Raw genomic sequence first — 23,434 nt, 5'->3', positions numbered from 1 at the left:
CGATGATGCGCAATCCTGCGCAGCACTGCGCATCAGCGCATTTTGGAGAAGAGAAGATGGCAACAGGTACTGTGAAGTGGTTCAACGGCCAGAAGGGCTTTGGTTTCATCGAGCCGAGCGATGGCAGCAAGGATGTGTTCGTTCACATCAGCGCCGTCGAGCGCGCCGGTCTGACCGGCCTGGCTGAAGGCCAGAAGGTTTCGTTCGAACTGAAGACCGACAAGATGCGCGGCAAGACCAGCGCCGAGAACCTTCAGATCGTCTGAAGCTCTTGCTTAGGCCCGATCTCCGCGCAGACGCTTTCCGCGTTTGACGCCGGGGATCGTGCCCCTCGTCATTCCACGGATGTACTGGGATGACGTCGCGACCCGCTCGGTCCCGATCGGATTGGGCGGGTTTTTGCGTATCTTTATTCCGCGTGATGCCTGGGAGCACCGTGTCGCCATCTCACGCGACAGACGCGGAGCTCCGCGCAGGATCTCACTTTTGCAGGATCTCACTTTTGAAGGGATGCCGATGACCTCAAGCAAGCCCGCCCCATCGCCCGCAAGCCTCGAGCGAGCCGAGCGCCAGCGGCTGGCCGCTGAGGAAGGCGCCCGCGCCATGGCCGAAGTCGAGCGCGACGCACTCGCGGTGCGCAAGAACATGGAGCGCCTGCGCGCGCTGCGCGAGGCGCGCGAGGCTGAAGCAGCGAGTGAAACGGATGCGGCGCCGGCTGCCGCTGCCAAGAAGAAGCCGCGGGTGAAGCGCATCGTGCGCTGAGGCTGCGTCTGCTCCTTGTGTCACTTGTAATTCCGTCATCCTGAGGTGCGAGCCTTGCGGCGCAATTGCGCCGCCGGGCGAGCCTCGAAGGATGCACGGCCCCGCTCCTGCCCGTCGCCCTTCGAGACGCGCGCAAGAGCGCGCTCCTCAGGGTGACGGATTGAAAGCGTTCATCGCTGCAGCGATCGTGTCTCGATCAACATTGTCAAACAGCTGAGGGATACGCGTTCGCCATCTCGCGGCGCGTTGCGCCCGAGGGATGCGATCGTGTCACCCTCTTTCACATGAGAGGGCGCAGGGAAGGCCGGGCGCCGATTGCACCCGCGGGTCCCGTGCAACAAAAAGCACGGGAGGTAGGACCACAGGCGAAACCGGAACATCCGGCCTTCCCTGCGCAATGGGTTACGGCTTACTTCGTGCTCTCCCCGGCGAGACTGGGCTTTGTTGTCACCGTCTTCGCAACGCGCACCGCGCAATGCGAAAAGACACCTACCACTAGGGCGTCAGGACCACACGACTTCACCGTCCGCCGATCAGCGCGTGTCGTCGTGCGCGCCGCCAGCGTCCATCACATCCCGCCGCACGTTCGTGACGATCGCGATACGCCCCTCTTGCCGGGCGGGACGGGGGAAGTTGTACAGGTGAGTTGGGGTGGAAGTCAAGATAAATTCTGAATATCGGAATATGATCTGATAAACGCCCTTCGAGCTATACCGGATTGGACTATTACTCAGAGTCTTTCAGACGGCTCGGCTGAAGAAGTCGATCCAGGGGAGCGGCCCGTTGCAAGTAAGTGCTTTAGATCCTCGATGCCTAACGGAGGCTTTCGTTGGTGCGCCATCGCATGGCAATTAGGACAAAGCGGAACAAGATCGCGGACCGGATTGATGACGTAATTTTCGCCAAGCTCTGACACCGGAACTATATGATGAACGTGGATGAAACCTTGACCAAATGGGCCATACGCACGCCCGAAATTGAACCCGCATGCTTTGCAGCTGTCGCCAAGCATCTCTATGCAGTTCGCCCGATTGATCCGGCTACGTTCATAGCGATTGACCTCCACCCGAACGCAGGCTCCTTCCGGCAATCCATCAGGATTTAGTTCAGCTGGCTCTTCAACCGCTTCAATGGGCATTAGAGAAAGGACCATTCCGGTAAAGCGACGCGTCCAGACCTCAAGCTGGCGGTCATTTTCGTCGTTGTCTTCGGTATTCACGGCAAGCGGCGATTTCTGGAGAATTAGGTCGAGACGCTGCCAAGTTGCCGGCCACATCATTATTTCAGTCGGGCTAACACTGTTTCCATTGATCGCCATCGTTACGATCGCCCCTTCATCTGCTGCTCGTTGCGCGAGCCCCACAAACAGGGCCTTACTTTCCGAGGAAGCTGCCGCCATCTCGCCAATCAGATTTCGCGCAAATGCGCCAGGAACGAATGTCGCCCGGATATTTCGCCATCCCAATTCGACAACAACACGGAATCCATCGTGACGATGCAGGTCCGCTGGCCGGATTTCTATCCGCGGATGCCCTTGATCATCGCGCTCCACTAAGCCGATGAGAATCAGCCCAAAATGATTCGACAAATTCGCAGCAAGCAGATTGGCATCAGGCTGCCACATCTTCTCCCGCCTCCGGCTCAGGCAGATCCTCGACTAATTTTCTCAGGATTCGCGACACCTCGAAGCGCATCTCCTCGAAATGTTTGGCGGTCGCATCGCTAATCGTACTGAGTTCTGCAATGCAGAGACCCCACAATAACGAATCCATGCCTTGAATTGTGACGCCACGGGCCAGATTCGGAATGTAGACCTTGTGGTAGTACGGATGCGATGTATTGATTTTCACTGCTTTGTGGCCATCGATAATCGCCGGGCTGAAGAGCGCGCCGTCATCCAGGCTATCCGAGCGCGCTCAGGGGCAGCAAGAAGCGCGATTACCTGGATCGTCTTTCCGAGGCCCATTTCGTCAGCAAGGATCGCACCCATCCCCCGTCTCGCTCGCGTCATGACGGGCGCGTGCGAACGCGCGGCCTGTGACAACAAGAACAAGCAGGATGGGTTTGATGACGGGATTGGACGGGACGCCGGCTTCGGCGTCGGTGGTGGCGTTGCATTGCTCTCTGGGGTCGGGACGGCAATGGACCAAGCTTGCGGGCGCGCTCGGCGGCCATCCGTTCATGGCGCCGGATATTTCCGGCTATGGCGTCGCCGCCTGCGGGCGCGACTGGCCGCGGACGCTGGATGGCGAGATCGCGCGGCTCGAGCCCTGGCTCGCCAAGGCCCGTGGGCCGATCCATCTGATCGGGCATTCCTATGGCGGAGCGATCGCATTTCGGCTGGCGACCGCTTCGCCTTATGCCGAGCGCGTTCGCAGCCTGACGTTGATCGAGCCGGTGCTCCCCACATTGCTGCGTGATACGCCTGCCGACGCGCGGCTGTACGATCGCTTCGCGCGGATCGCGCAAATCGTGTCGCAGGATATTTTCGACGGCGCGGTGCTGGAGGCGATCGAGGCGTTCACCGCGTTCTGGGCCGGCTCCGGTCCGCGCGAGCAGTTCTCGCCGAGCGGGCGGCTGCGGATGATCGAGCAGGCCGACAAGCTGCCTTACGATTTCAACGCCGCGCTCGATCTCGCCGGCGTGGCGGCCGCCGCGGCCGCGTTGAAGGTGCCGACGCTCGTGATGTCGGGCGGGCTGTCGCCCTATGTGACGCAGCGCATTGTCGCAAAACTCGCCGCGCTGATTGATGGCGCCGAGCTCCGGCATCTGCCGGCCGCCGGCCACATGCTGCCGGTGACGCATGCCGAGCGGGTCAACCCGGAGATCCTGCGCCACATCTGGCGTGCCGAGGAACTGGCGAAGCTGGAGATCGCCGCGGGTGCGAGCCCAGCCGACGCAGCGCAGCCGGCTGGCTCGGCCCGGCCGCATCTGGTATTCAGGAGGGGCTTCAATTGACGCGTTTTCTTTACGCGAACCGGTACCCACTTCGCTCGAAAACGCGCTGCATTTTGGGAATAGTTCGCCGATGACGTTGCCCCGCCTGCGCGCTGCCGCCCTCGCCGCCTCCGCGCTGCTGCTCCTCGCGGCTTCTCCCGTATCTGCCGCGGGCGAGGCCGACGCCGTGCCGAAGGGCGCCGCCGTCACCGTGCTGAAGGCGTCGAAGTTCTGCTTCGGCAATATCGTCGAGGTTTCCGGCATCGTAATGCCGCGCGACGAGCAGCAGATCCGCCCGGACCGTTTCGGCTTGAAGGTGGCGGAGGTAATGGCCGATCCCGGCGACACCGTCACCGCGGGCCAGGTGCTGGCGAAGCTGACCGACGGCACCAACACGAGCAATGTGACGGCGCCGGTGGCGGGCACGATCTCGGCATCGTCGGCGATCGTCGGCGCGCCGGCATCTAGCAAGGACGCGCTTTTCTCGATCATCGCCAAGAGCGAATACGATCTGGTCGGCATGGTGCCGACCCGCGACATCGCCAAGCTGAAGGCCGAGCAGACCGCAAAGCTGCGGATCCTCGGCGCCGGCGATGTCGACGGCAAGGTGCGGCGGATCGCGCCGACCATCGAGCCCAACAGCCAGCTCGGCCAGGTGTTCGTCGCGATCGGCGGCAACAAGCGGCTGCTGGTGAATTCGAGCGGGCGGGCGCAGATCAAGACCGGGCAGAGCTGCGGCGTCGCGGTGCCGCTGACCGCGATCCTCTATTCCACCGCCGGCACCGTGGTGCAGGTGGTGCGCGGCGGCCGCGTCGAGACGCGGCGGGTCGAGACCGGATTGATGTCGGCGGGACAGGTCGAGATCCGCGACGGCATCCAGGAAGGCGACATCGTCGTCGCCCGCGCCGGCGCGCTGCTGCGCGAAGGCGATCCGGTGCGGCCGGTCGGCGCCAGCGCCGACGCGAAGTAAGCGCTGCCCACGTTCAAAGTGTCGTCCCGGGCAAGCGCAGCGCGACCCGGGACCCATAACCACCAATGTGAATTGTCTAACGAGCTGTGGCCAAAGCGCGCTTTAACAACGCGGCCCTGTGGTTATGGGTCCCGGCCTTCGCCGGGACGACGTAGGGACATTGGGCCGAGGAAAGCTCAGCCGCCGAGCTTGATGTCTTCCAGCAGCGAGGACGACACGCTCGGCACCTGCTCGCCTTCGCTGGCGCGCGAGATCGCGACGCGGGTCTTGTTGAAGGCGGTTTCGGCGCCGGCCTGGGCGTTGAGGTTGTTGATCAGCTCGGAGACCAGCACGCTGTTGGTGCCCTTGCTGTCGTCGGCGACCTTGCCCGGCGTCGCCGAGCTCAGCACGATGGTGTTTTCCGGCGGACTGATCGGCGCGAGGCCGTGCGAGAAGGCGCGGAAGCGGCGCTCATAGGGATTGCGGCGCGACGCATCGAGCACGACGAGTTTGGCTTTTGCGCCGCGCTCCTTCATCGCGTCGAGCACGGACTCGACGCTGACGCCGGTGCGCTTGACGTCGGCTTCCTTCCAGATCGTGGCATCGACCGGGATCATGTAGCTCTCACGACCGACCTGCACGCCGTAGCCGCCGAAGAACAGCATCACGACGGTGTCGGGCCGGATCTTGGCCTTCATGCGCTCGACCGCGCGGAACATGTCGTCCTTGGTGGCGTCCTCGACCACGTCGACGTCGAAGCCTTCGCGGCGCAGCGCCGACGACAGCGTACGGGCATCGTTGATCGGCTGGGCCAGCGGCGCGGCTGCGTCCGGGTAATGGCCGTTGCCGATGATCAGTGCGAGGCGGGAGGTGCCGGTCGGAATGCTGCCCGTCAGCTCGCTGGTCACAGCCTTATCGCCACCCTTGACGACGTCGAGGGTGCGCTTGTTGAGCGCGGCATGGGCACCAATCGCCAGCGACACCGTGCCGGCCACCGCCACGCAGACGGCGATGGTGCGACGGGAAATCTGAAGCTGCCTAAGGTTCATAGCGTTCCTAGTCCCAATCCTTATCCCGATGGCGCTCGAACGAAATCGCGCCGGGTAAACGCGTCAGTGGCGGTCAGGTTTAATGGGGTTGAGCTGTGTGTGCCGTTGATTGATCTCAATTTGCGGCGCTGCAACAAACATTCCCTTAACCCGGACGGCCGGCCGGGGCAACCCGGTTTGCTGCATGCTGCCGCCCGGCACAGGGCATTGACGCCGTTAAGATCCCGTTACGTGACCTTCATCACATTTGTGTTTTTTACCGATTCATGTAGCTTTCCAAAGGCTTGCGAGTTTGGGGGAGGACCGGGGGAAACACTGTCCAAGCGGCGGCGTTAACCGGTTCCTTGAGAAAGGGATGCTTTGAGCTTCTTGGGCCTTCACGAGATCGCAGGCACCGTGTGCCGGGCGCTGACCGCCAAAAAGGACGGCCCGTCGCTCTACGACGTCTGCGACCCCGTCTTGCAGGCCTATCGCGGCGGCGATGCCCATCTCGGAAAATTTTACCGGACCGCGCTCGGCAATCCGCCGCTGCGCGCGCTGCTCCGCCGCACCGGCCTCCCCGCACTGAACGACCCCGACCGCCTTGCCGGCCTGCGCGCGGCATTGACCAAGGCGCGCGATGCCGACGCACCGGACTGGGCCGCGGTCGGCACCCCCGTCGCTGACCTGATGGACGGCATCGGCGTCCGTCACCCCGCCCCGCCGGCCGCCAGCGCGCCGGGCCGCCCGCCCGCGATGGCTGAGATCGACCGCGTCATCCGCTCAACCGGCGCGCATCTGCTCGGTTCATTCGGCAGATGCGGCTTCATCCCGACCTATGCCGCGTTCAACCTGATCGGCGATCCCGACATCGGCGGGCGCGAGATGCTGATGGCGCTGACCGGGCTGAACGCGCGCGGCTACAAGAACTCGACCCTGCTGTTCGGCCTGGCGCGGATCTTCATCGCGCATTCGCCGGCGCGCGCACTGATCAACCCGGCCTGGCGCGGCATCGCCGAGCCGATGTGGGAGCCGGTGCAGATCCGCCACCGCTCGGCCTATTACGATGCTTTCTTCACCGAGGCACTGCTGAGCTTTGTCGAGACCGGGCTCGCGTCACCGAGTGAGGCGGGCACGGCGCGGCGCGCGATCGCTGACATGGTCGACTTCTGCCTCAAGACCAGCGCCGAGGATGTGCCGTCGCATGACGGCTCCACGGTGAAGGTCATCACCGCGTTGGCGCCGGGACGGCATCCGCGCTTCTCGCGGTTCTTCGCCCAAATCAAGCAGGACCTCGGCTTCGGCATCTATGTGCCCGACTGCGACACCACCGCGTGCTCGTTCTCAGCCGCAACACAAGCCGGCTCCGATGATCCGATCCTCACGCAGCCGCTGCTCGATTTCTACCGCGGCTACCAGGTACGCGCAGGCGCCAACGAGCCGCGCGTCACGGTGCCGCTGAACGACAACATCGACTATGAGGGCGGCGTCGTCACCTGGATCGACAACCTCAGGGGCGAGCGGCCCTATGGCAACGACCTCGATCCGACGCTGAACCTCGATATCCTCGAGGTCTCGTTCCGCAACCTCGCCCGCTGGCAGATCATCGAGACGCCGCAGCGGCTGGAGACGGTGCATCGCATCATCGCCTTCCAGAGGAATCTGGTCGAGAGCGGCGCGTTCAAAAATCCGCGCTCGCATATCTATTATCTGCCCGAGCTCTATTCGGCCTATTTCGGCCGCTGCTACGCCGCCTTCGCCGCGCTGCCGCTGGCAGCGCAGCGCATCATCGATCCCGGCAATGTATTCGCGCTGATCCGCGCCCGCGTGCTCGGCTATGTTCAAGGCGAGCTGATCGCCCATGAGATGAACCCGTTCGACGCCGCGCTGGCGCTGATGGCGCTGGCGCATCTCGGCGCCGAGGTCTCGAGCTTCACGCCAGCGCTGCACTGCATCGTGCAAGGCCTCGGCGAGGGCGGCCGCAAGGGGCCCTACAGAGCCTATGAATGGAACAAGATGAAGACGCCGACGCGCATCCTGGTCGGCGGGCCCGAAGTGACATCGGCGTTCGTGCTGATGGCCCTGGCGCTGGCGAGGAAGCGAATGGCTCATTCATAATCGGATGACGCGAAGTTGAGACTGGCGGAAACACGACACCACTGGCACGGTTGCCCAATTGCCCGCACAATCGTTGGGCACTGGACGCCAAAATCTCTGAACGAAGAACCTGGCCGGGAACGCCGATGTTGAAGACGCTGCTCACTGCTGGCCTGCTGCTCTCGCTACCGACGCTGGCTGTCGCTGCCGACATCACCGGTGTGCCGAAGATCCGCGACGGCGACCAACTCATGATCGGCAGCGTCAAGATCCGGCTCGGTGGCATCGACGCACCGTCGACCGACCAGCTCTGCCTCAACACCAAGGGTGAGCGCTGGACCTGCGGCGTCGCCGCGCGCGACGAGCTGATCAAGCATGCCGGCAACAAGAGCTGGACCTGTCACGCCCGCTCGGTCGACCGCCGCGGCCGCACCATCGCGCGCTGCGAGGTCGACGGCGAGGACATCCAGAAATGGATGGTCGAGAATGGCTGGGCGCTGGCCTTCACCCGCATCTCGCATGACTATGAGCCGGCCGAGAAAGCCGCGCGCGAGGCCAAAGCCGGGATGTGGCAGGGCGCGTTCATCGCGCCGTGGGACTGGCGGGTGCGCAACAAGAAGACCACCGTGCTCGGCGCGGTGAAGCCGCCGGACGGCGCGAACGCGATCCTGCTCGCCTCGGCCTCCGGGCCGGTGGCGCCCTCGCCCGACTGCACCATCAAGGGCAACGTCAACCGCTCCGGCGAATGCATCTTTCATCAGCGCACCAGCCGCTGGTACGCCAAGATCGAGATGAAGATCTCAAAGGGCACGCGCTGGTTCTGCTCGGTCGAGGAAGCCGAGGCCGCCGGCTGTCGCGAGACGCGGCGCTGAGGCGCGCGACGCACTGATCTGGAAGCGTGTGCTGTGACCGATGTCGAAACCATTCCGCCTGCGCCGCACCGGCGCAGCCGCCTCCGGCGAGCGCAGATGCTGCTGCTGTTCGTGCTGGTCATCTATCTGATCGCAGCCTATCTGGTGCTGCCGGCGCTGTGGACGCACCACGAACATCAGAAGGGCCTCGCCAATCTGCCGATGGTGACCCGCACCGCGCAGGGCATTCCCGGCGATCCGATGAATGTCGGGCTGATCGGCGACACCAGGGACCTGGTCTGCGCGATGCACGAAGCCGGCTGGTTTCCAGCCGATCCGGTGACGCTGAAATCCTCGATCGAGATCGTCGGCTCCGTGCTGCTCGATCGGCCCTACAAGGATGCACCGGTGAGCAGCCTGTTCTATCTCGGCCGCCGCGAGGACCTCGCCTTCGAGCGGCCGGTCGGATCGAGCGCCGATCGCCGCAACCATGTCCGGTTCTGGAAGGTGCTCGACCAGGGTCAGGAGAAGCGCCCGGTGTGGCTCGGTGCTGCGACGCTCGACCGCAGCGTCGGCATCTCCAGCTACACCGGCGCGGTGACCCATCATATCGCGGCCGACCTCGACGCCGAACGCGCGCTGCTTGCCACCGACCTCGAATCCGCCGGCATGGTCACCGCGAAATATCAGGTCACCGGCATCGGCCCGACCTTCGACGGACACAATGGCGGCGGCGATCTCTACTACACCGACGGCGAGATCTGGGTGCTGCGGCTGGTCGAGGCCTGCCGCAAGAACGACGGCGCCGTCGAGCAGATCCCGAGCCCCGCCGCGACCGAGTTCAAGGACCAGATCTGGCGCGCGGTGGTCGAGACGATCGACAAATAAGGCCCCTGCTACGCGGTTTTGGAAACGCTGGATTGCTTCCGCCTGCTCGCAATCGCAGCCGCAATGGAATATTCTCTGGACTTGACCCCTCACACGCATGATTTGCGCGCTTTACCCAAAAGGAACAGGACGATGACCGTTCGCGCGGGCCGGGAATTTCTGGCCATCCCCGGGCCCACCACGATGCCTGATCAGGTGCTGCAGGCGATGCACCGCCCGGCGCTCGATATCTACTCCAGCGAGATGCTCGAACTGACCGACAGCCTGCTGCGCGATCTCTCGAACCTGTTCGCGACCAAAGGCAAGTCCTACATCTACATCGCCAACGGTCACGGCGCCTGGGAAGCAACGCTCTCCAACGTGCTGTCGCGCGGCGACAAGGTGCTGGTGCTCGAGAGCGGGCGCTTCGCGATCGGCTGGGGCCAGGCTGCGGCCGCGATGGGCGCCGATGTCGAGGTGCTGAAGGGCGACTGGCGCCGCGCGGTCCGCGTCGCCGAGCTCGAGGAGCGGCTGCGGCGCGACAAGGAGCACGCGATCAAGGCGATCCTCGTGGTGCAGGTCGACACCGCGTCCGGTGCCTATAACGACATCGAGGCGATCGGCAAGGCGATCAAGTCCGCCGGCCATCCCGCATTGTTCATGGTCGACACCGTCGCCTCGCTCGGCTGCATGCCGTTCGAGATGGACAAATGGTATGTCGACGTCGCGATGAGTGGCTCGCAGAAGGGCCTGATGACGCCGCCCGGCCTCGGCTTCGTCGCTGCCAACGACCGTGCCTGGGACGCGCACAAGAAGGCCGATCTGCGCACGCCCTATTGGGACTGGACCGAGCGCGAGGGCTCGGAGCACTACCGCAAATATGCCGGCACCGCGCCGGTGCATCTGCTGTTCGCGCTGCGCGAGGCGATCAACATGCTGCACGCCGAAGGCCTGGCGAACGCATTCGAGCGGCATCGGCTGCTCGGCGAAGCGGTGCGCCGCGCGGTTGCGGTCTGGGGCGAGGGTCAGGTGCTCGGCTTCAATATCGCCGAGCCCAATGAGCGCTCCAACACGGTAACCACCGTGACCGTGAAGGGCGCCGACCCTGCCGCGATCCAGCGCTATGCCAAGGAGAAATGCGGCGTGGTGCTCGGCACCGGCATCGGCGATCTGCAGGGCCAGGCGTTCCGCATCGCGCATATGGGCCACGTCAACGCGCCGATGATCCTCGGCACACTCGGCGTCATCGAGGTCGCACTGACCGCGCTGAACATCCCGCACGGCAAGGCCGGCGCCGACGCCGCCATCCAGTGGCTCGGCGAGAACGTGAAGGCGTAGGGGCAGCGCGGTCTCTGGCTCTAACCCGTCATCCTGAGGAGCGGCGCTATTGCGCCGCAAGGCTCGCACCTCCAGCGACAAAGGCGAAGCCTTTGCGCGGGGATGACGGAGCACAATGCGAAAGATAGCGGAACGAACGGGAGCCTCTACTTTTTGACGGGGCACGTCCACTTTTCGCCGTCATCGATTTCCGCTTTACTGCCGGCAACAGCCGGGCCCGGATCCCTGCGACAATGTGAGATGGAGGGATCGCTTGGCATCGGTGGAATTGCGCGGCCTGGTCAAGCGGTTTGGATCGTTTGTCGCGGTTGATGACGTCTCCCTCACAATCGATCACGGCCAGCTGGTCTGCCTGCTCGGGCCGTCCGGCTGCGGCAAGACCACGACGCTGCGGCTGATCGCAGGGTTCCTCGAACCATCCGACGGCGAGATCCGCGTCGGCGACCGCGTGGTGTCATCGAAGGCGCGCACGCTGCCGCCCGAGCAGCGCAACATGTCGATGATCTTCCAGAGCTACGCGCTGTGGCCGCACATGACGGTGGCGGAGAACATCGTCTACGGCTTGCGCCTGCGCAAAATGGATCGTGACACCATCGCGAGGAAACTCGCCGCGATCCTGGCGACGACCAAGCTGGAACCGCTGGCGCAGCGTTATCCGGGCGAGCTGTCCGGCGGCCAGCAGCAGCGCGTCGCGCTGGCGCGTGCGCTGATCGTCGGTCCGGAGACGCTGCTGCTCGACGAGCCCTTGTCCAACCTCGACGCCAATCTGCGCGAGGAGATGCGATTCGAGATCCGCCGCCTGCATGATGAATATCGCTACACCACGGTCTACGTCACCCATGATCAGTCCGAGGCGATGACGACCGCGGACCTGATCGCCGTGATGAACGCCGGCAAGATCGATCAGCTCGGCAGCCCCGAAGACATCTATGCGCGGCCGGAATCCGAATTCGTCGCGCGCTTCATCGGCGCGGCCAATGTGATCAAGGGCACCGCGCGCGACGCGACCCACGTCGAATTCGCCGGCGCGACACTGGAAGTGGTCGGCGCCCGGCTGACGGGCGGCCAGAGCGCGCCGGTCGCGATCCGCCAGCATGAGATCCAGCTCTCGACGCAGGCGCCAGGCGCCGTGCCCAACACGCTGAAGGCCATCGTGACGCGACAGGTCTATCTCGGCATGAACCGCGACTACATGGTGGAAACCGTTGACGGCACCTCGCTGCGGGTGACCACCCCGACGGAGACCGCGGTCGAGAAGGGCAGCGAGGTCTGGTTGACCCTGCCGCCCGGGCGCTGCCGCGCGCTCAGCCGATAAACACAGAGAGGCGGAGGGACGCGATGCGGAAGCCAGTTTCCAGACGCGATGTCCTGAAAGGCTCCGCGGCGCTTGCGGCCGGCACCGTGTTCGCCTCGCCCGCGCGCGCCGCGGCCCCCGAGCCGGTTGCGATCACGCCCGATCTCGTCGCCGCGGCGAAGAAGGAAGGCACGCTGGTATTCTATTCGTCGATGGACCTGCCGGTCGGCGAAAAACTCGGCAAGGCGTTCGAGACGGCCTATCCAGGAATCAATGTGCAGATCGAGCGATCCGGCTCGGAGCGGCTGTTCCAGCGCGTGGCGCAGGAATTCGACGCCAACATCCACGCCGCCGACGTCGTCAACAGCGCCGACGCCTCGCACTTCATTCCGTGGACAAAGAGCGGCTGGCTGATACCGTTCGTGCCCGAGGACGTCGCGAAGCATTTCCCCGACAATTATCGCGACCCGGACGGCATGGCCGTCACCACACGGCTGTGGCTGTCGTCGATCGCCTACAACACCAATCTGGTGAAGGCGGAGGACGCGCCGAGGAGTTTTGCCGACCTGCTCGATCCCAAGTGGGCGGGCAAGATGGTGAAGGGCCATCCGGCTTATAGCGGCACCATCATGACCACCACGTTCCAGATCGTGCGCGAACTCGGCTGGCCGTATCTGGAGAAACTCGCCAAGCAGCGGGTGATGCAGGTGCAGTCCTCGACCGATCCGCCGAAGAAGCTGTCGCTCGGCGAGCGCGCCGTGATGGCGGACGGCAACGAATACGGCATCGTGCTGCTGAAGGAAGCCGGACAGCCGGTCGAGCCGGTCTATCCGACCGAAGGCACGCCGACGATCTCGGGTCCGACCGGCATCTTCGCCGGCGCGCCGCATCCGAACGCCGCGAAGCTGTTCCAGGCCTGGCTGCACACCCGCGAGACCCAGCAATTCTTCGTCGACTTCACCGGCCAATACTCGCTGCACGCCCAGGTGCAGCCCAAGGCCGGCCGGCGCAAGCTTTCCGACATCAAGCTGATGAAGGAGGATCCGGCGGGGGTGGAGGCGATGACCGAAGAGATCAAGACGCGCTATGCGCGGTTGTTTCGGGTTTGAGCGATGCGACGTAACTCTCACCGTTGTCATTCCGGGGCGCGCGAAGCGCGAGCCCGGAATCCATTTGACCGCCTGCACCAGTGGCCCAATGGATTCCGGGCTCATCGGTTCGCGATGCCCCGGAATGACGAAGGGAGACGTTCCGCATGACGACAACCACCACCTCTCCCGCCGCCACCCCCCGCATCGACTGGACCCGCCCCGTCCTGTGGCTGTTCGCCGCCGTCCTCATCCTCTTGATCCTGCTGCCGCTGTCCTGGCTTGCGGTGTACGCCTTCACCGACAAGAACCGCCATCCGACGCTTGCAAACTTCGTCACGCTGTTCAGCAATCCCGATTTCCTCGATCCGCTGCTGACGACCGCGATCATCGCGACCAGCTCGGCGCTGATCTGCTGCATCGTTGCGGCACCGCTGAGCTGGCTGGTGTCGCGCACCGACATGCCGGGACGGCAGACCATCCGCGCGCTGGTGACGGCCTCGTTCGTGACGCCGCCGTTCCTCGGCGCCGTCGCCTGGGAATTGCTGGCGGCACCGAATTCGGGGCTCCTGAACCAGCTTTACCGGCTGTTCGCCGGCGAAGACGCCGACGCGCTGTTCAACATCTATTCGATGACCGGGATCATCTTCGTGATCTCCTGCTACACGTTCCCGTTCGTGTTCGTGCTGGTGGCCAATGCGCTCGACACCATGCCGGGCGAGCTGGAGGACGCCTCCGCGATCCTCGGCGGCAACGCCTGGACCACGGCGCGGCGGGTGACGATCCCGCTGGCGCTCCCTGCTTTGGTCGCAGGCGCGCTGATCGCCTTCCTGCAGGCGATGACGCTGTTCGGTTCGCCGGCGATCCTGGCGCTGCCGGCCGGCTTCCACACCATGACGACCAAGATCTGGAGCCTGTTCCAGTATCCGCCGAAGCTCGAACTCGCGGCCGCCGCCGCGGTGCCGCTGTTGGTGCTGACCATCCTGCTGCTGCAGGGCCAGAAGGCGCTGCTCGGTCGCCGCGGCTATTCGGTGATCGGCGGCAAATATGGCGCGCCGCGCCGGGTCGAGCTGCGCGGCTGGCGTTGGGCCGCGCTCGGCTTCTGCCTGCTGGTGTTGCTCAATCCCGTCTTCCTGCCCTACCTCGCACTGCTCAACGCCGCGTTCTCGCCGAACGCCACCACGTTGGTGACGCCGTCGACGGCGACCCTGCACAACATCGTCTTCGTGTTCACCGAGTTGTCGTCGACCCAACTTGCGCTGAAGAACACCGTGATTTTGGGCACCGCGACCGCGACGATCGGCACCATCCTGGCGCTGGTCATCGCCTATGTCACGACGCGCAGGGTGATCGCCGGCCACCGCGTGCTCGGCTTCCTTGCCACCGCGCCGATCGCGGTGCCCGGCATCGTGCTCGGCGTCGGCCTGTTCCTGAGCTACACGCGACCGCCCTTCGTGCTCTACGGCACGCTGTGGATCCTGCTGCTGGCGTTCCTCACCATCAATCTGCCCTCGGCCTATCAGCAATTGCAGGCGGCGTTCGCGACCATCCATCCCGAGCTCGAGGAAGCAAGCCGCATCCTAGGCGCGACGCGCTTGCAGGCGCTGCGCCAGATCACGGCGCCCTTGCTGCGCACCGGCGTGATCGCGACCTGGTGCTTCATCTTCATCGGCGTGATGCGGGAACTGTCGGCCGCGATCGTGCTGTTCACTTCGCAGACCAAGGTGCTGTCGGTGCTGATCTACGATCTCAACGAAGGCGGCGACCTCGCCGCAATCGCGGTGCTCGGCATCGCGATGCTGGTGATCACCTTCGCCGTGGTGCTGGCGGTGAACCAGATCCCGATGTCCAGCGGCAATGCCGGCGCGAAGCTGCGAAATGGGTAGCGCAGGGATGAATTTGTAGTAGTGGGTAGGGTGGGCAAAGCGAGAAGCGTGCCCACCATCGCGAGTACGCCGGGAATGGTGGGCACGGCGCCTCCGCGCCTTTGCCCACCCTACGCAGCGGCACCTGCGCTCTCGCCCATCTGGCAATCGCCACATTCATCCCGATATAAAGCGGAACCCCGCATTATGAGGATCGTGTGACCAAATTCACCACAACATCGCCCCCCGTCGCGCCGCGCCGGCCGCATTCCTTCACCACCCACGGCATCACGGTGAGCGACGACTATGCCTGGATCAAGGATCCGAAATGGCAGGAGGTGCTGCGCGATCCCTCGATCCTCGATCCCGATATAAGGAGCTATCTCGAAGCCGAGAACGGCTACACCGAGAGCCTGCTCGGCCATACCGACGGCTTGCAGAAGCGGCTGGTCAAGGAGATGCGCGGGCGGATCAAGGAGGATGATTCCAGCGTGCCGTCGCCGGATGGCCCGTTCGCTTATTTCCGCAAGTACCGTGAGGGCGGCCAGCACGAGCTGTATTGCCGCACGCCGCGCGACGGCGGCGAGGCGCATGTCGTGCTCGACGGCGATGCATTGGCGAAGGACCACGAATATTTCAAGTTCGGCGGCAGCCGGCATTCCAACGATCACCGGCTGCATGCCTGGAGCGCCGACACCAAGGGCTCGGAGTATTTCTCGATCCGCGTGCGCGACTGGGCAACCGGCGGCGATCTCGACGACCTCGTGGAGGAGACCGACGGCGGCGTGGTGTGGACCGCGGATTCCAAAAGCTTCTTCTACGTCAAGCTCGACGACAATCACCGCCCGATGCAGGTGTGGCGCCACAAGCTCGGCACCAAGCAAGCCGACGACACCCTGATCTATGAGGAGCAGGATCCCGGCTGGTTCACCCATCTGCATGAGAGCGCCAGCGGCCGTTTCTGCGTGATCGCGGGTGGCGATCATGAGACATCCGAGCAGCGGCTGATCGACCTCGGCAATCCCGACGCACCGCCGCGCCTCGTCGCGGCGCGCGAGGAAGGCGTGCAATATTCGATCGCCGACCGCGGCGACGAGCTGTTCATCCTGACCAATGCCGACGACGCCATCGACTTCAAGGTCGTGACCGCGCCGCTGGCCGCGCCCGCGCGCGCCAACTGGCGCGACCTGATCCCGTATCGCGAAGGCGTCTACGTGCTCGACGTCGAGCTTTATGCCGGCCACATGGTGCGGCTGGAGCGCGCCAATGCGCTGCCGGCGATCATCATCCGCGACCTCAAGACGGGTGACGAGCACGCGATCGCCTTCGACGAAGCGGCCTATTCGCTCGACACCATGGGTGGCTACGAGTTCGACACCACCAATCTGCGCTTTGCCTATTCGTCGATGACGACGCCGTCCGAGGTCTATGACTACGACATGGCGACGCGGACCCGGGTGCTGCGCAAGCGCCAGGAGATTCCGTCCGGCCACAACCCGGCCGATTACGTCACCACGCGCATCATGGCGACCTCGCATGACGGCGCGCAGGTGCCGGTCTCGATCCTGCATCGCAAGGATTTCGTTCGCGACGGCAAGGCGCCGCTGCTGCTCTATGGTTACGGCTCCTACGGCATGGCGATGCCGGCGTCGTTCGCAGCCAACCGGCTGTCGCTGGTCGACCGCGGCTTCGTCTATGCGATCGCCCATATCCGCGGTGGCGCCGACAAGGGCTGGGGCTGGTATCTCGACGGCAAGCGCGAGAAGAAGACCAACACGTTCGACGATTTCGCTGCCGCCGGGCGCGCGCTGATCGAGACGAAATACACGAGCGAAAAACGCATCGTCGGCCATGGCGGCTCGGCCGGTGGCATGCTGATGGGCGCGGTTGCCAACCGCGCCGGGGAGCTGTTCGCTGGCATCGTCGCCGAGGTGCCGTTCGTCGACGTGCTCAACACCATGCTCGACGACACGCTGCCGCTGACGCCGCCGGAATGGCCGGAATGGGGCAACCCGATCGAGAGCGAGACGGATTTCCGCACCATCCTGTCCTATTCGCCCTACGACAATGTCGCGGCAAAGGATTATCCGGCGATCCTGGCGATGGGCGGGCTCACCGATCCACGCGTCACCTATTGGGAGCCGGCGAAATGGATCGCGCGGCTACGCGCCACCATGCGCGGCGGCGGCCCGGTCTTGCTGCGCACCAACATGGGCGCCGGCCACGGCGGCGCCTCTGGCCGCTTCAACCGGCTGGACGAAGTCGCGATCGTGTATGCGTTTGCGCTGTGGGCGGTCGGGATGGCTGATAAGGCGGAGGTGTAGGGCAGCGTAGCCCGGCTACCTCCCCATCGTGGTCCTGGCCTAGTGCGCAATTGCGCACGGGAGCCAGGACCCATAACCACAGGGAAGAGTTTGGCGAAGACCGCCCGTTGCCTGCTGTGGTACCGCGACCTCCGCGCTCGATAGATCACGCGGTATGGGTCCCGGCCTTCGCCGGGACGACGGCGGAATGCGTGGCAATCGCTCAGGAACGACGACGGCGGAGGGTGTGGCAGCGCCGCTACCGCCCCTTGGCCTTCCGCCACGCCGCGAAATCCTTCAGCGTCTGCTCGTCGGTCGCGGGATAAAGTCCGAAGATCTCACGGCCGTTCTGGACCTGCTCGGTGACGAAATCCTCGAACGCGGTCATCTCGAAGGTCTCGTTGGCGATCTCGTCGGCGAGATGCGCCGGGATCACGATGACACCATCGCTGTCGCCGAGGATCACGTCGCCGGGGAACACCGGCGCATCGCCGCAACCGATCGGCACGTTGATCTCGATCGCCTGATGCAAGGTCAGATTGGTCGGCGCGCTCGGCCGGTGATGAAACGCCGGAAAGCCGAGCCGCGCGATCTCGGCCGAGTCCCGAAAGCCGCCATCGGTGACGACACCGGCGCAGCCGCGCTTCATCAGCCGCGTCACCAGGATCGCGCCGGCGGAGGCCGCGCGCGCATCCTTGCGGCTGTCCATGACCAGCACCGCACCCGGCGGGCAATCCTCGATCGCCTTGCGCTGCGGGTGCGCGCGATCGCGAAACACCTCGATCGTGTTGAGGTCCTCGCGCGCCGGCATGTAACGCAGCGTGAAGGCCTCACCGACCATGGTCGACTGATCCGGGCTCAAAGGGTGCACATCCTGGATCATCTGGATGCGCAAGCCGCGCTTGAACAGCGCGGTCGCGACGGTGGCGGTGGAAACGGATTTCAGCTTGTTGCGGGTGGCGTCGCTGAATTTTGACATTGGGCTCTCTCCTTCGTCATTCCGGGATGCGCCGAAGGCGCTGGCCCGGAATCCATCAAGCCCCACGTGTTGTGGCGAAATGGATTCCGGGCTCATCGCTTTGCGATGCCCCCAGGTGCGCAATTGCGCACTGGGAATGACAGTGACTAGTAAATCGACGGCTCGCCAACCGGCTTGCCGAACCCGGTCTCGAGGAAATCGAAGTCGCAGCCTTCATTGGCCTGCTTGATGTGCTTGGAGAACATCCAGCCATAGCCGCGCTCGAAGCGCTTTTCCGGCTGCTTCCATTCCGCGCGGCGTTTTGCCAGCTCCGCCTCGGGCACATCGAGATTGATGGTGCGCGCGGCGACGTCGAGCGTGATGCGATCGCCGTTCTTCACCAGCGCCAGAGGACCGCCGATATAGGATTCCGGCGAGACATGCAGGATGCAGGCGCCGTAACTGGTGCCGCTCATCCGTGCGTCCGACAGCCGCACCATGTCGCGCACGCCCTGCTTCACGAGCTTGGTCGGGATCGGCAGCATGCCCCATTCCGGCATCCCCGGGCCGCCCTGCGGGCCGGCATTGCGCAGGATCAGCACGTGATCGGCCGTAACGTCGAGATCGGGATCGTCGACCGCCTTCTTCATCGACGGATAGTCATCGAACACCAGCGCCGGCCCGGTGTGCTTGAGGAAGCGCGGATCGCAGGCGCTTGGCTTGATGACGCAGCCGTCGGGCGCGAGATTGCCCTTCAGCACCGCCAGCGCGCCCTCCTTGTAGATCGGGTTGTCGACGCTGCGGATGACGTCGTCATTGTGGACCTCGGCGCCCTCGATGTTCTCGCCGAGCGTCTTGCCCGACACGGTCATGCAATCGAGATGCAGATGCGGCTTGATCCGGTTCATCAGGCCGGGCAGCCCGCCGGCATAGAAGAAATCCTCCATCAGATAGAGATCGCCGCTCGGCCGTACATTGGCGATCACAGGCACCTTGCGGCTCGCGATCTCGAAATCATCGAGCGAGATATCCTGGCCCGCGCGGCGCGCCTGCGCGATCAAATGGATGATCGCGTTGGTCGAGCAGCCCATCGCCATCGCGACCGTGATCGCGTTCTCGAAGGCCTTGCGCGTCTGGATCTTCTGCGGGGTCAGATCCTCCCACACCATCTCGACGATACGGCGGCCGGCCTCCGAGCTCATGCGGATGTGGTTTGCGTCGGCCGCCGGGATCGACGAGGCGCCGGGCAAGGTCATGCCGATCGCTTCGGCGATCGCGGTCATGGTCGAGGCGGTGCCCATGGTCATGCAGGTGCCGTAGCTGCGGGCGATGCCGGCCTCCATGTCGACCCAGTCCTTGTCGGAGATCTTCCCCGCACGGCGCTCGTCCCAGTATTTCCAGGCATCCGAGCCGGAGCCGAGCGTCTTGCCCTTCCAATTGCCGCGCAGCATCGGCCCGGCCGGCAGATAGATCGCCGGCAGGTTCATGCTGGTGGCCCCGAGCAAGAGCCCCGGCGTGGTCTTGTCGCAGCCGCCCATCAGCACCACGCCGTCGACCGGATGGCCGCGCAGCAGCTCCTCGGCATCCATCGCCAGCATGTTGCGATAGAGCATCGTGGTCGGCTTCAAGAGCGATTCCGACAGCGACAGCGCAGGCAGCTCCAGCGGAAATCCGCCGGCCATCAGCACGCCGCGCTTGACGTCGTCGACCCGGCTCTTGAAGTGCATGTGACAGGGCTGCGCGTCCGACCAGGTGTTGATGATCGCGATCACTGGCCGGTCGCGCCATTCCTCCGGCGCGTAGCCCATCTGCATCGCGCGCGAGCGATGGCCGAAGGCCCGCAAATCATCGGGCGCAAACCAGCGCGCGCTGCGCAATTGATCCGGGGTCTTGTTCTTTTTCGTCATCGCCATGTGTCTCGACTTTGCTCGCGCGCGGTCACGGCGCGTAGGCCCTACGCCACGCATATACAGGATTTCCGGACGTGTCGTCCCGCGCCAGGCGCAGATGTGCCGCTCGCCGAACGTGCGCTGCACAAACTCGGCGATGCGAAAATCAGGGCAAGACCGGCTTTGGGCTTACTTCTGCTGCGCCGTCATCACGATACGGACCAGATCGGCGGCGTTGCGCGCGCCGAGCTTCTTCATGATGTTGGCGCGGTGGTCCTCGATGGTGCGCGGGCTGATGCCGAGATGGCGCCCGGCCTCCTTGTTGGAAGCGCCGGCGGTGAATTGCTCAAGCACCTCGCGCTCGCGGCGGGTCAGCGGCTCGCGGCCCGGGAAGTGCAGCGCGGCGATGCGCGATGCCGAGGTCTCGGCCTGGCGCCGCGTATAGGCGTCGATCGCCTCATTCAGGCGGCTGACGATCTCATTGCCGCGAAACGGCTTCTCGATGAAGTCGAGCGCGCCGTTCTTGATGGCGCTGACCGCCATCGTGATGTCGCCCTGCCCGGAGATCATGAAGATTGGCGCCGGGTAATCCTCGCCGTGCAACTCCTTCAGGATATCGAGGCCCGATTTGCCGGGAATGTGCACGTCGAGCAGGATGCAGGCCGGGGTCCGGCTGCGCGCCACCGCGAGCAGCGCCGCACCGTCCGCAAAGCAGATTACCTTGTAACCGGCGGTCGACAGGACCACGGAAAGCGTCTCGCGAACGGCGGGATCGTCGTCGACTACAAAGATTTCCCCGCGAGGAGCGCCATTCTCAACCATATGCATCGTCCATCAGTGGTGAAGCGTGCTGCCCAGACTGCACAAGAACTAACTAGACCATCTCGATCAATGGACCCGTATTTGTACGGGACGTCCGCTTAACGCACAAGTAGCACCGCGTTCCCTAAAACTGGGGCAGTGGAGAAACATGCATGGAAAATGCAGCGGTGGACGGCGTTGCAGTGTGTTTGGACGAGGGCAATGATCCCTACAACCTGATCGTGACCGACCTGGTCGCGCTGATTGGCCATGTCCAGGCGAGCCTGCGGCTGATCGAAGCGGCGATTGCGCGCGAGGCCCTGCTGGCCGAGCAGGACGCCGCCGCCGATATCTTCGTGCTTGACGACGTCACCCCGCGCTATGTCGCAGCCTCGACCGCCCTGAAGGCCAGCGGCAGCGGCCTCGGCGTGGCACTCGACCGGCTGCGCGGTTCAGGGGCACCGGCGCGCGTTTTGAACTGACCCAGGGCCGGCAACCGTCCGGTTCGCGGCAATCGCGCCAAATCGTCCGAACCTCGCCCAACCCATGGGGCGGCGATCCGTTCCAAACATCATTTCGGATTGTCGGCAGGCCATGCCCGCCCGGGCCAGATGCGGCCGTCTTGACGTCAGGCCCTCTTGGACCTCAAGCCCTGCTTGACTTCAAGCCCTGGCCCGCTCTTCGTCGGCTGCCGAGCGGCGCTTGCTCGGCTTGCCCTTGAGGAAGCTGATGTCCATCTCGGTGCCGTTGACGCGGACCAGTTCGCAGCGGCGATAGGCGAGCCCGGTCGAGGACAGCAGCAGGAAGAACTCCTTCAGGTTGAGCCCCTGAATGGAACCCTCGACCGTCAACGACGCGTCGTTGTCGGAGATGGCGTTGAGCTGGCAATCGCGCCGCCAGGTGCCGTCGATGGCCATGATGCAGACATCGACGCCCCGGCTGAAGGTGACCCGCTCAACGGATTTGCCGTCCTCGGTCATCGCTCAATATCCGACCGCCATGGCTGGCCTCGGCATCGCAAGCGCCGGGCGCACGCCGCTCGGGCGGTACAGGCCACGGCGCTCGGGAATCGGCTTGAACGTATCGGTCAGACCGACCACGGTTTCGGCGGCGCCGAGCACCAGGAAGCCGTCGGGCTCCATCAGGCGGGCGAGACGGTTGAAGATGTTGATCTTGGTGTCCTGATCGAAATAGATCAGGACGTTGCGGCAGAAGATCACATCGAAGGTCCCGAGCTGGGAGAAATCGTGCAGCAGATTGAGCTGACGATGCTGCACCATCGAGCGCAATTCGGGATTGATCTGCCAGAGTTCGCCCGACTGCTTGAAGTACTTGACCAGAAGCTGGATCGGCAGCCCGCGCTGCACCTCGAACTGGCTGTAGATGCCGGCCTTCGACTTCTCCAGCACCTCCTGCGACAGATCGGTCGCGATGATCTCGACCCGCCAGCCCGCGAGCGCCGCGCCCATCTCCTTCAGGCACATCGCCAGCGAATAGGGCTCCTGGCCGGTCGAGCCGGCGGCGCACCAGATCCTGACGCTGCGGCGCGCGGCGCGCGCTTTCAACACCTCGGGCATGATGGTGTCGCGGAAATGGTCGAACGGCACCTTGTCGCGGAAGAAGAAGGTTTCGTTGGTGGTCATGGCTTCGACCACCTGGACGGTGTGGGTGGACGAGCCGGCCCGGATCTTGGCGACCAGGTCGGGGATGCTGGACAGGCCGTTCTTGCGTGCCAGCGGCAGCAGGCGGCTCTCGATCAGATATTGCTTGTCCGCAGACAGATCGAGACCGGAATGGTCCTTCAAGAGCTTACGCAGATACTCGTAGTCGGGGGGCGTCACGGGAGCCTCGCAAAAGCAAAGGTTGAAACTGGGTATTAGGCTTCGGCCGACGCATCGAGCGCCAGCAGACCCACTTCCTGGAATTTCGCGATCACGATGTCCTTGTCGAACGGCTTCATGATGTATTCGTTGGCACCGGCATGCAGCGCCCGCGAGATGTGGTCGATGCCGTTCTCGGTGGTGCAGAACACGACCTTGGGCTGATCGCCACCGGGCATGCGGCGGAGCTGCACGAGGAATTCGAAGCCGTCCATCACGGGCATGTTCCAGTCGAGCAGCACCGCATCCGGCAGTGCACGCTTGCAGGCTTCGAGCGCAACCGCGCCGTCCTCGGCTTCGATGACGGTGAATTGCATTGCTTCGAGAATGCGGCGCGCGATCTTTCGCACCACACCGGAATCGTCGACGACAAGACATGTCTTCATGTGTAGGCCTCCTTGTAGAATTCGCCGTCTCCGCGGCGAAACGTTACGCTGCAGCAGCTGTTTTGGGCACCAGTTCGAGCACGCGATCGATATCGAGGACGACCATGAGCTGGCCGTCGAGGCGGTGGACGCCGCCGGCGA

At 64.4% G+C, this 23,434-nt stretch carries 23 protein-coding genes and 1 pseudogene; 13 read left to right on the top strand and 11 right to left on the bottom strand.

Annotation, left to right across the window (positions count from 1 at the left end; all coding sequences use genetic code 11):
- Nucleotides 1-56 precede the first annotated feature (56 nt).
- Together JQ616_RS37750 and JQ616_RS37745 are read left to right on the top strand one after the other, a co-directional pair.
- Nucleotides 57-266 carry a cold-shock protein gene (locus JQ616_RS37750; RefSeq protein WP_029084280.1) on the top strand — a complete coding sequence of 70 codons (210 nt, stop codon included), beginning with the start codon at nt 57-59 and terminating at the stop codon, nt 264-266.
- 250 nt (nt 267-516) lie between these two features.
- Nucleotides 517-762: a hypothetical protein gene (locus JQ616_RS37745; RefSeq protein ID WP_212023337.1), complete on the top strand. Its 246-nt coding sequence runs from the start codon at nt 517-519 to the stop codon at nt 760-762.
- Nucleotides 763-1,492: 730 nt separating this feature from the next.
- Here the strand turns inward: JQ616_RS37745 and JQ616_RS37740 are convergent.
- From JQ616_RS37740 to JQ616_RS39990, 3 genes are read right to left on the bottom strand one after another with little or no spacing between them, the layout of a single operon-like run.
- Complete coding sequence (locus tag JQ616_RS37740; protein WP_212023260.1) at nt 1,493-2,386, bottom strand: HNH endonuclease; 894 nt, start codon at nt 2,384-2,386, stop codon at nt 1,493-1,495.
- On the bottom strand, nt 2,373-2,612 hold the full coding sequence (locus JQ616_RS37735) for a hypothetical protein (protein ID WP_212023259.1): 240 nt from the start codon (nt 2,610-2,612) through the stop codon (nt 2,373-2,375). Before JQ616_RS37735 ends, JQ616_RS37740 begins: the two co-directional genes overlap by 14 nt.
- The gene (locus tag JQ616_RS39990; protein WP_433996040.1) at nt 2,609-2,773 is read right to left on the bottom strand and encodes an SNF2-related protein; all 165 of its coding nucleotides are present in this window, start codon (nt 2,771-2,773) and stop codon (nt 2,609-2,611) included. The genes JQ616_RS37735 and JQ616_RS39990 overlap by 4 nt, the downstream gene beginning before the upstream one ends.
- A 56-nt stretch (nt 2,774-2,829) precedes the next feature.
- On the opposite strand from JQ616_RS39990, the gene JQ616_RS37725 reads away from it, so the two are divergent.
- Nucleotides 2,830-3,720, top strand: coding sequence for an alpha/beta fold hydrolase (locus JQ616_RS37725; protein WP_212023257.1), 891 nt, complete (start codon nt 2,830-2,832; stop codon nt 3,718-3,720).
- Nucleotides 3,721-3,790: 70 nt separating this feature from the next.
- Complete coding sequence (locus JQ616_RS37720; RefSeq protein ID WP_212023256.1) at nt 3,791-4,669, top strand: efflux RND transporter periplasmic adaptor subunit; 879 nt, start codon at nt 3,791-3,793, stop codon at nt 4,667-4,669.
- Nucleotides 4,670-4,845: 176 nt separating this feature from the next.
- Here JQ616_RS37720 and JQ616_RS37715 read toward each other — a convergent pair whose 3' ends face one another.
- Nucleotides 4,846-5,697 (bottom strand): caspase family protein, encoded by an 852-nt coding sequence (locus JQ616_RS37715; RefSeq protein WP_212023255.1) that lies wholly within the window; start codon nt 5,695-5,697, stop codon nt 4,846-4,848.
- Between the two features lie 369 nt (nt 5,698-6,066).
- Here JQ616_RS37715 and JQ616_RS37710 point away from each other — a divergent pair, with 369 nt between their 5' ends.
- The 8 genes from JQ616_RS37710 (at nt 6,067) to JQ616_RS37675 (ending at nt 17,400) form a co-directional block, all read left to right on the top strand.
- Complete coding sequence (locus tag JQ616_RS37710) at nt 6,067-7,794, top strand: hypothetical protein (RefSeq protein WP_212023336.1); 1,728 nt, start codon at nt 6,067-6,069, stop codon at nt 7,792-7,794.
- Nucleotides 7,795-7,919: 125 nt separating this feature from the next.
- On the top strand, nt 7,920-8,645 hold the full coding sequence (locus JQ616_RS37705; protein WP_212023254.1) for a thermonuclease family protein: 726 nt from the start codon (nt 7,920-7,922) through the stop codon (nt 8,643-8,645).
- 96 nt (nt 8,646-8,741) lie between these two features.
- Nucleotides 8,742-9,512, top strand: coding sequence for an LssY C-terminal domain-containing protein (locus JQ616_RS37700; protein ID WP_249137847.1), 771 nt, complete (start codon nt 8,742-8,744; stop codon nt 9,510-9,512).
- Between the two features lie 132 nt (nt 9,513-9,644).
- Nucleotides 9,645-10,829, top strand: a complete 1,185-nt coding sequence (locus tag JQ616_RS37695; protein ID WP_212023252.1) for a pyridoxal-phosphate-dependent aminotransferase family protein — start codon at nt 9,645-9,647, stop codon at nt 10,827-10,829.
- A gap of 262 nt (nt 10,830-11,091) precedes the next feature.
- Nucleotides 11,092-12,144, top strand: a complete 1,053-nt coding sequence (locus JQ616_RS37690; protein WP_349630107.1) for an ABC transporter ATP-binding protein — start codon at nt 11,092-11,094, stop codon at nt 12,142-12,144.
- A 23-nt stretch (nt 12,145-12,167) separates the two neighbouring features.
- Nucleotides 12,168-13,232: a substrate-binding domain-containing protein gene (locus JQ616_RS37685; protein ID WP_212023250.1), complete on the top strand. Its 1,065-nt coding sequence runs from the start codon at nt 12,168-12,170 to the stop codon at nt 13,230-13,232.
- Nucleotides 13,233-13,378: 146 nt separating this feature from the next.
- Nucleotides 13,379-15,097, top strand: coding sequence for an ABC transporter permease (locus tag JQ616_RS37680; RefSeq protein WP_212023249.1), 1,719 nt, complete (start codon nt 13,379-13,381; stop codon nt 15,095-15,097).
- Between the two features lie 197 nt (nt 15,098-15,294).
- Nucleotides 15,295-17,400 carry a S9 family peptidase gene (locus JQ616_RS37675; RefSeq protein ID WP_212023248.1) on the top strand — a complete coding sequence of 702 codons (2,106 nt, stop codon included), beginning with the start codon at nt 15,295-15,297 and terminating at the stop codon, nt 17,398-17,400.
- Nucleotides 17,401-17,638: 238 nt separating this feature from the next.
- Here the strand turns inward: JQ616_RS37675 and JQ616_RS37670 are convergent, their stop codons facing one another.
- From JQ616_RS37670 to JQ616_RS37660, 3 genes are all read right to left on the bottom strand, one after another.
- A complete protein-coding gene (locus JQ616_RS37670; protein WP_212023247.1) occupies nt 17,639-18,358 on the bottom strand; it encodes a ribonuclease activity regulator RraA in 720 nt (239 codons plus the stop codon).
- A gap of 146 nt (nt 18,359-18,504) precedes the next feature.
- Nucleotides 18,505-20,244: an L-arabinonate dehydratase gene (gene araD, locus JQ616_RS37665; RefSeq protein WP_212023246.1), complete on the bottom strand. Its 1,740-nt coding sequence runs from the start codon at nt 20,242-20,244 to the stop codon at nt 18,505-18,507.
- 171 nt (nt 20,245-20,415) lie between these two features.
- On the bottom strand, nt 20,416-21,048 hold the full coding sequence (locus tag JQ616_RS37660; protein WP_092121810.1) for a response regulator transcription factor: 633 nt from the start codon (nt 21,046-21,048) through the stop codon (nt 20,416-20,418).
- Nucleotides 21,049-21,200: 152 nt separating this feature from the next.
- Between JQ616_RS37660 and JQ616_RS37655 the strand changes: the two genes are divergently transcribed.
- On the top strand, nt 21,201-21,509 hold the full coding sequence (locus tag JQ616_RS37655; RefSeq protein ID WP_212023245.1) for a hypothetical protein: 309 nt from the start codon (nt 21,201-21,203) through the stop codon (nt 21,507-21,509).
- Nucleotides 21,510-21,689: 180 nt separating this feature from the next.
- On the opposite strand, the gene JQ616_RS37650 is transcribed toward JQ616_RS37655, so the two are convergent.
- The 4 genes and pseudogenes from JQ616_RS37650 to JQ616_RS39575 all read right to left on the bottom strand — a co-directional run.
- A complete protein-coding gene (locus JQ616_RS37650; RefSeq protein WP_212023244.1) occupies nt 21,690-22,007 on the bottom strand; it encodes a PilZ domain-containing protein in 318 nt (105 codons plus the stop codon).
- 3 nt (nt 22,008-22,010) lie between these two features.
- Nucleotides 22,011-22,868, bottom strand: coding sequence for a CheR family methyltransferase (locus tag JQ616_RS37645; protein ID WP_212023243.1), 858 nt, complete (start codon nt 22,866-22,868; stop codon nt 22,011-22,013).
- A gap of 35 nt (nt 22,869-22,903) precedes the next feature.
- Nucleotides 22,904-23,293, bottom strand: coding sequence for a response regulator (locus JQ616_RS37640; RefSeq protein ID WP_212023242.1), 390 nt, complete (start codon nt 23,291-23,293; stop codon nt 22,904-22,906).
- A 43-nt stretch (nt 23,294-23,336) separates the two neighbouring features.
- Nucleotides 23,337-23,434: pseudogene (locus JQ616_RS39575) on the bottom strand (chemotaxis protein CheW); the annotation flags it as partial.

The organism is Bradyrhizobium tropiciagri, from assembly GCF_018130545.1.
Classification (GTDB): Bacteria; Pseudomonadota; Alphaproteobacteria; order Rhizobiales; family Xanthobacteraceae; genus Bradyrhizobium; species Bradyrhizobium tropiciagri_A.
Note: the sequence above shows the minus strand (reverse complement) of the source record. Positions and strands in the feature narration are given on the sequence as shown.

Excerpts from the sequence above, each read along its gene's own strand:
- JQ616_RS37750 (WP_029084280.1), top strand. The coding sequence starts at position 57 with ATGGCAACAGGTACTGTGAAGTGGTTCAACGGCCAGAAGGGCTTTGGT.
- JQ616_RS37660 (WP_092121810.1), bottom strand. The coding sequence starts at position 21,048 with ATGGTTGAGAATGGCGCTCCTCGCGGGGAAATCTTTGTAGTCGACGAC.
- JQ616_RS37740 (WP_212023260.1), bottom strand. The coding sequence starts at position 2,386 with ATGTGGCAGCCTGATGCCAATCTGCTTGCTGCGAATTTGTCGAATCAT.
- JQ616_RS37670 (WP_212023247.1), bottom strand. The coding sequence starts at position 18,358 with ATGTCAAAATTCAGCGACGCCACCCGCAACAAGCTGAAATCCGTTTCC.
- JQ616_RS37745 (WP_212023337.1), top strand. The coding sequence starts at position 517 with ATGACCTCAAGCAAGCCCGCCCCATCGCCCGCAAGCCTCGAGCGAGCC.
- JQ616_RS37725 (WP_212023257.1), top strand. The coding sequence starts at position 2,830 with ATGACGGGATTGGACGGGACGCCGGCTTCGGCGTCGGTGGTGGCGTTG.
- JQ616_RS37680 (WP_212023249.1), top strand. The coding sequence starts at position 13,379 with ATGACGACAACCACCACCTCTCCCGCCGCCACCCCCCGCATCGACTGG.
- JQ616_RS39990 (WP_433996040.1), bottom strand. The coding sequence starts at position 2,773 with ATGACGCGAGCGAGACGGGGGATGGGTGCGATCCTTGCTGACGAAATG.
- JQ616_RS37720 (WP_212023256.1), top strand. The coding sequence starts at position 3,791 with ATGACGTTGCCCCGCCTGCGCGCTGCCGCCCTCGCCGCCTCCGCGCTG.
- JQ616_RS37655 (WP_212023245.1), top strand. The coding sequence starts at position 21,201 with ATGGAAAATGCAGCGGTGGACGGCGTTGCAGTGTGTTTGGACGAGGGC.
- araD (WP_212023246.1), bottom strand. The coding sequence starts at position 20,244 with ATGACGAAAAAGAACAAGACCCCGGATCAATTGCGCAGCGCGCGCTGG.
- JQ616_RS37650 (WP_212023244.1), bottom strand. The coding sequence starts at position 22,007 with ATGACCGAGGACGGCAAATCCGTTGAGCGGGTCACCTTCAGCCGGGGC.
- JQ616_RS37705 (WP_212023254.1), top strand. The coding sequence starts at position 7,920 with ATGTTGAAGACGCTGCTCACTGCTGGCCTGCTGCTCTCGCTACCGACG.
- JQ616_RS37715 (WP_212023255.1), bottom strand. The coding sequence starts at position 5,697 with ATGAACCTTAGGCAGCTTCAGATTTCCCGTCGCACCATCGCCGTCTGC.
- JQ616_RS37700 (WP_249137847.1), top strand. The coding sequence starts at position 8,742 with ATGCTGCTGCTGTTCGTGCTGGTCATCTATCTGATCGCAGCCTATCTG.
- JQ616_RS37685 (WP_212023250.1), top strand. The coding sequence starts at position 12,168 with ATGCGGAAGCCAGTTTCCAGACGCGATGTCCTGAAAGGCTCCGCGGCG.
- JQ616_RS37640 (WP_212023242.1), bottom strand. The coding sequence starts at position 23,293 with ATGAAGACATGTCTTGTCGTCGACGATTCCGGTGTGGTGCGAAAGATC.
- JQ616_RS37695 (WP_212023252.1), top strand. The coding sequence starts at position 9,645 with ATGACCGTTCGCGCGGGCCGGGAATTTCTGGCCATCCCCGGGCCCACC.